The organism is Mesorhizobium sp. M7A.F.Ca.US.006.04.2.1, assembly GCF_004022915.1.
Taxonomy (GTDB): domain Bacteria; phylum Pseudomonadota; class Alphaproteobacteria; order Rhizobiales; family Rhizobiaceae; genus Mesorhizobium; species Mesorhizobium ciceri.
The window spans coordinates 1-5,329 of record NZ_RZQA01000437.1 but is presented as its reverse complement, the minus strand read 5'-3'; the positions used below and the strand labels follow the sequence as shown (position 1 = coordinate 5,329).

5 protein-coding genes are annotated in these 5,329 nt (G+C 65.2%); all 5 read left to right on the top strand.

Translation table 11 applies throughout. The features are described 5' to 3' along the window. Nucleotides 1-1,051 (top strand): sugar ABC transporter substrate-binding protein (locus EN925_RS21800; RefSeq protein WP_128336910.1); only part of this gene is annotated, 1,051 nt, incomplete at its 5' end. Between the two features lie 79 nt (nt 1,052-1,130). After that, nucleotides 1,131-2,678 carry a sugar ABC transporter ATP-binding protein gene (locus tag EN925_RS21795; protein WP_027160690.1) on the top strand — a complete coding sequence of 516 codons (1,548 nt, stop codon included), beginning with the start codon at nt 1,131-1,133 and terminating at the stop codon, nt 2,676-2,678. After that, nucleotides 2,675-3,655: an ABC transporter permease gene (locus EN925_RS21790; RefSeq protein ID WP_127370249.1), complete on the top strand. Its 981-nt coding sequence runs from the start codon at nt 2,675-2,677 to the stop codon at nt 3,653-3,655. The genes EN925_RS21795 and EN925_RS21790 overlap by 4 nt, the downstream gene beginning before the upstream one ends. After that, a complete protein-coding gene (locus EN925_RS21785; RefSeq protein ID WP_013530866.1) occupies nt 3,652-4,638 on the top strand; it encodes an ABC transporter permease in 987 nt (328 codons plus the stop codon). Before EN925_RS21790 ends, EN925_RS21785 begins: the two co-directional genes overlap by 4 nt. A gap of 2 nt (nt 4,639-4,640) precedes the next feature. Beyond that, a complete protein-coding gene (locus EN925_RS21780; RefSeq protein WP_063172530.1) occupies nt 4,641-5,186 on the top strand; it encodes a gluconokinase in 546 nt (181 codons plus the stop codon). Nucleotides 5,187-5,329 lie beyond the last annotated feature (143 nt).

Sequence of the window (5,329 nt, the reverse complement as noted above, 5' to 3'; positions counted from 1 at the left end):
ACCCGAAATCGTGTCGGGTCCCGCCGCTCAGGCGGACTGTTTCGCGCCGTGGAGCGCGGAGACCAAATTCTTCAAATATCCCAAGAAGGAAGGGCCGTTCCGCATCGCCTTCGCCAATGGCTATATCGCCAACACCTGGCGCATCCAGATGGTGCAGACGGCCAAGGCCTACGCCGCGCAACCTGAAGTCAAAGCCAAGATCAAGGAATTCAAGGTCGTCTCGACGGGCGAGGACGTGCCGGCACAGATCTCGGCGATCAACAATTTCATCGATTCCGGCTATGACGCCATCGTCACCGACGCCCAGAACCCGACGGCCTTCGGTCCGGTCATCAAGCGTGCCAAGGAAGCGGGCATCGTGCTGGTCGCCTTCGACAACATTCTCGACACCAAGGACGCCATCAACGTCAATGTCGATCAGAAGGGTCTTGGCGAATTGTGGGCCAAGTGGCTGGTCGGCAAGATACCGAACGGCGGCAAGATCCTGGAAGTGCGCGGCGTCGCCGGCACCTCCGTCGACACCGATCGTCACAACGGCATCCACGAGGTCTTCGATGCGTCCGGCAAGAAGTGGGACGTGACCGAAGTCGCCGGCAAATGGGATGACGGCGTGGCGCAGAAGGTGACTGCGGATGCGATCGCCACCAACGGTCCGTTCGACGGCATCACCGGGCAGGGCGGCGACACCGGCATCGTGCAGGCGATGATCGACGCCAAGCATCCGTTCGTGCCGTTTGGCGGCGAGACCGAGAACGGCTTCCGCAAGTTCTGCGCCGCGCATTCAGCCGACGGGCTGAAGTGCTCGTCCGCGGGCTCGGGCCCGGCTCAGGTCGCTGTCGCCATCAAGACCGCGATCGCCGCACTCGAAGGCGAAGTGGTGCCACAAGAGGTGAAGCTGCCGCTGGCGATCGCCGAAGACCCGAACATGAAGGAAGGCACGGATTACTTCCCCAAGGAATCCGACAATTTCTTCGTCGGCAATTCCTTCCCGACCTGCGGCATCAATTTCAGCGCCCAGGAAATCATGGGTCAGACCAAGGAAAACCAGTAAATCATCGCTGGCTGTCACCCGGCGCCGCGGCTTGAGCCGCGGCGTTTGTCTCAATTCCACAATCGCCCTGGGAGGGCCGATGGACGGTGCGGCTCCGCTCTTTCGTATGGAAGGCATATCCAAGCGCTATGGCGGTGTACGCGCGCTGGAGAAGGCCGAGCTTGTTGTCGAAGCCGGCAGCATCCACGCCATTCTCGGCGAAAACGGCGCCGGCAAGTCGACGCTGATCAAGGTCATGGCAGGTGTCGTGGCGCCCGATGAGGGCCGCATGACGCTGGACGGGCGCGAGGCGACCTTCGCTTCTCCGGGTGCCGCCAACAAGGCCGGCATCGTCTGCATCTTCCAGGAACTGTCGCTTGTCCCCGAGCTAAGCGTTGCCGACAACATCGTCATTTCCGACCCGCCCAAACGCTTCGGCATGATCGACCGCAAGGCGCAGCGCCGCATCGCCGAAGAAGCACTTGCTCGTGCCGGCGCCGCCGACATCCACCCGCTGGCGCTGGTCAAGGACCTGCCATTGTCGCGCCGGCAGATGGTCGAGATCGCCAAGGCATTGGCACGCAAGCCGCGCATCCTTATCCTCGACGAGGCGACCTCCGCGCTGACTGCCGCGGATGTCTCGAAGATCTTCGCGGTGCTCAAGCGGCTGCGCTCGGAAGGGCTGGCGCTGCTTTACATCTCGCACCGCATGAACGAGATCGCCGAACTGGCGGATCAGTGCACGGTGTTCCGCAACGGCCGCAATGTCGCCAGCTATCCAGCCGGCTCGAAGAGTGACAATGAGGTGGTCGAACTGATGATCGGCCGCGAATACAGCCATATCTTTCCGCCCAAGCCGACGGCCGTGCCTGCCGCCGCGGCCCCCAGGCTCGAGGCCCGCAAGCTCTCATGGGCCGACCGGCTGCACGACATCTCGCTGACCGTCAGGGCAGGTGAGGTGGTCGGCCTTGGCGGCCTCGACGGCCAGGGCCAGCGCGAATTGCTGCTCGCCTTCTTCGGCGTGCTGCGCGGCCTCAGCGGCCAGATCCTGATCGACGGCAAGCCTGTGTCGATCACCAGTCCATCCGTTGCGCGCGACGACGGCATCGGCATGGCGCTCATTCCCGAGGACCGCAAGACCGAAGGTCTGATGCTGCCGATGACGGTGCGCGAGAACCTGTCCTTCGCCGCCCTCGACCGGTTGTCGAAAGCCGGCATCATCGACCGTGCCGCCGAGCAGCGGCTGATCGACGACATGGTCGGCCTTTTGGCGATCAAGACGGCGGGCCTCGACATTCCGGTCGGCGCGCTTTCGGGCGGCAACCAGCAGAAGGTGGTCATCGCCAAATGGCTGATGCGCCAGCCGCGCATCATCCTGCTCAACGATCCGACGCGCGGCATCGACGTCGGCACCAAACAGGAGCTGTACCAGCTGATGCGCAAACTGGCCGACGCGGGTGCGGCGATCCTGTTCTACTCGACCGACTATGACGAGCTGATCGGCTGCTGCGACCGTGTGCTGGTGCTCTACGACGGAGCGGTCAAGCGCGAGCTGGTCGGCGCCGAGATCACCGAGCGGGCGCTGATATCAAGCGCGCTCAACATCCATGGCGAGGACAGCCCGGTGGGCCTGGGAGTGGGCGCATGAAGGATTGGCGTTACTGGCTGGCCGAGCGGCGCGGAACGCTGCTGGCGTTCGGCATCTTCATCGTCATGTTCGTCATCTACACCTCGAACCATCCGGCCGGCTTCACCGCCAATGTGGTGCAGACGGCGGCCAACAAGGGCGTGCTGCTCGCCTTCGTCGCCATGGCGCAGACGCTGGTGGTGATCACCGCCGGCATCGACCTGTCCGTCGGCATGATTTTTCTCCTCACCAACTGCCTGGCTTCGTGGCTGGTGGTGGGAACGCCGATGCAGACGACGCTCGGCGTCATCGCCGTGCTGGCGGTGGGGCTGCTGTGCGGCGCCATCAACGGCGCCATCGTCATCTATGGCCGGCTGCAGCCGATTGTCGCCACCATTGCCACAGGCGCCGTCTATTACGGCATCGGCCTGTTGCTGCGGCCATTTCCGGGCGGCTCGGTCAATGAGGACCTGGCCGATGCGCTGACCGGCCGTGTGTTCGGCGTGGTGCCGGCAAGTCTCGTCGTGCTGCTGGCCATCGTGCTGGTGATCTGGGTGCCGTTCAGCCGCTCGGTGCTTGGCCGCGCCGCCTACGCGGCAGGCTCATCGGAGACGGCGGCCTACATGTCGGGTGTGCCGATCCGGCGCGGCAAGTTCGCCGCCTACACGCTGGCCGGCCTGCTGGCGGCGATCGGCGGACTGTTCCTGACCTTCTTCACCTATACGGGTGAGGCGGCCTATGCCAGCGGCAACTCCTACACGCTGTTTTCGATCGCCGCCGTGGTGCTCGGCGGCGTTTCGCTGTTCGGCGGCAAGGGCAGCGCCATCGGCGCCATCTTCGGCGCACTGGCTTTCCGCACGATCGGCGACTTGTTGTTCGTCTTCGATTTCGATCCGCTCTGGCAGCCGCTGTTCCAGGGCGTTATCCTGCTGGTCGCCGTCAGCCTCGGCGCCTTCGCCCTGTTTCGGGTCCGCAACCGGCTGGAGTGGTTCCTGTGAGCGAAACGACGCTTGGCGGCATTGCCGGCCGCATGCCCAGATTCATCCGCCGCGCCGATCCGGCGGTGCTGACGGCCTTTGCCTGCATCGTGCTTTTGCTGTTCTTCGGCAGCCTCTACTCCAGAAGCTTCCTGTCGCCTGAATATCTCCTGCAGCAACTCAAGGTGGCTTCATTCCTCGGTGTCATCGCGACAGGCATGATGCTGGTCATCCTGCTCGGCCAGATCGACCTGTCGGTGCCGTGGGCGGTGGCGGCGGGCGCCATGATGGCCTGCGCCGCGGCGGCGTACGGCCCGGTCGGCGTGGCGTTGGCCATCCCGTTCGGCATCATCTGCGGCATGCTGATCGGCGTCGTCAACGGCATCGGCGTCGCCTATCTGCGCATCCCCTCGATGATCATCACATTGGCCACCAACGCTGTCGCGCAGGGGCTGATGGTGGTCTACACCGGCGGCTTCTCGCCGCAGGATTCGGCGACGGGCGCGATGCGCTACCTGGCGACCGGTTTCGCCATTCCGGGCGTGCCCAACGCCGTCATCATCTGGGCGCTGATCGGGGCCGCGATGGTGTTCGTGCTGACGCGGACCGGCTTCGGCCGCACCGTCTACGGCATCGGCAACCGCGAGCGCGCGGCCTATCTCTCCGGCATCGACACAAGGCGCGTGGTGATGATCGCCTTCGCCGTCTCCGGTGGGCTCTCGGCTTTCGGCGGCGTGCTTCTGGCCGGCTATGCCTCCAAGGCGGCGCAGTCGATGGGCGACGCTTATCTGCTGCCGTCGATCGCCGCGGTGGTGCTTGGCGGCACCTCGATCCTGGGTGGGCGCGGCTCCTATCTCGGCACTGTCGCCGGTGTCATCCTCATCACGTTGCTGCAATCCATCTTGTCGGTCATGCAGATGCCGGAGGCGGGGCGGCAGATCATCTACGGTGTCGTCATCGTCGCCATGCTGCTGCTCTACGGCCGCGCGCCGGCAAGCCGCTGACAGTGGACGAAGCGGCAGCACAGGCGCCGACGAGCGCCCCCGGCTCGGTGCCGGCCATCGTGGTTATGGGCGTCGCCGGCTGCGGCAAGTCGGCGGTGGGCATTGGGCTTGCCGCCGCTCTGGGCGTTACCTTTATCGAGGGCGACAGGCTGCATCCTCCGGAAAACGTCGCACGCATGGCAAGCGGCGAGCCGCTTACCGATCAGCTGCGCGAAGGCTGGCTCAACGCGATCGGCGAGCGCATCGCCGCGTCGGTGGGGCAGGGCAACGGCGTGGTCGCCGCCTGCTCGGCGCTGAAGCGCAGCTACCGCGACCGGCTGAGCGGCTTCTGCCCGGAAATCGTCTTCCTCTATCTGGAGATCGACCCTGGTACGGCCAGGCAGCGCGTCGGCAGCCGCAAGGGCCACTTCATGCCGGCGAGCCTGGTCGACAGCCAGTTCGCCATCCTCGAGCCGCCGGCTGCGGATGAGCGCGCCTCGAAACTCAATGCCACACGCCCGGTCGGTGAGCTCGTCGCCGCCGCGGTCCGCCTGATACGCCGGTCATGAGCCTTCATCCATTCCGATGCCGATGCTGTCCGAGACCTCGGTCAGCCGCTGCCGGCGGGACCACGTCAGCATCTGCTCGGGGTAGAGCTTCAGCGCTTCCAGCAGGCGGTCGCGCTTGAGCAGGATGTAGTGCGCCTGCACAG